We start from the raw sequence: 852 nt of genomic DNA, 5'->3' as shown, positions 1-852 counted from the left end.
CCTGCTGGGTCGGGTGCGGGTGTGGTGTCGGGGCCGGGTTCGCCCGCGGTATCGGTGGCGCCCGGATCCGCTGAGGCGCCCCCGGCCGCGGGCGCCGCCGCGCCTCCACCGCCACCGGCCACCGATCGGGCGAGCCTGGAACCCGAACGCGAGCCGAGCCTGATCCCCGGCATAGACGACCAAACCCTGGCCCAGGTCGCGCCCACCGCCATGATGGGCGGCGCCATGGCACTGTCCATGCTGCCCATGCTCGCCTCCGCCCTGTCCGGCCTCGCCGGCGGCAACGGCGGCGGCACCGGTAGTGGTGGTGGAAACGGTTCCGGCGCAACCACAACCGGCGACGGCAGCGACGCCGGCCTGTCCCCCCAAGCCCAGAAAGCCATCGCCGCACTCAAAAAACTCGCCGCCGCCTACGGCGACGAAAACAGCGACGACCCCGACGTCCAGAAACTCCGCAAAGAACTCGGCACCACCACCGGCAGCACCGACGGCACCGGCACCACCGCAGGCGCCGTCAAAGCCCGCCAACTGTTCCAACGCAACGCCGCCACCGCCTTCAACACCCTCGACAACGACCTCTACAACTACATCTACTCCCACGCCGGCAAACACAAAGTCGACAAAACCGCCGTCCGCCAACTCCTGCGCGACGTCGACGCCGCCCTCGCCGAACTAGGACCCACCGCCTACACCAAAGCCGGACAACAAAAAGTCCACCAAATCCTCACCATCGCTTTGAAAAAAGCCCAAGCCATCGTCTCCGGCGGCAACACCAACTCCACCGAAACCGCCACCGAAATCGACCGCCTCACCAACCAATACCTCTACAACATCTACGGCAAAAAATACCCG

1 protein-coding gene and 1 pseudogene are annotated in these 852 nt (G+C 66.7%); one reads left to right on the top strand and one right to left on the bottom strand.

The genetic code is table 11. From position 1 onward, the window contains the following. Positions 1-239 (bottom strand): annotated as a pseudogene (locus IG65_RS39520) (hypothetical protein); the annotation flags it as partial. On the opposite strand from IG65_RS39520, the gene IG65_RS0133975 reads away from it, so the two are divergent. Beyond that, the coding region (locus tag IG65_RS0133975; protein WP_231509625.1) for a DUF4226 domain-containing protein at positions 226-852 on the top strand (627 nt) is incomplete at its 3' end. The pseudogene IG65_RS39520 and the gene IG65_RS0133975 sit on opposite strands and share 14 nt — an antisense overlap.

Source organism: Nocardia sp. NRRL WC-3656 (genome assembly GCF_000720265.1).
GTDB classification, from domain to species: domain Bacteria; phylum Actinomycetota; class Actinomycetes; order Mycobacteriales; family Mycobacteriaceae; genus Nocardia; species Nocardia nova.
This window is presented reverse-complemented; position numbering and strand designations above follow the sequence as displayed.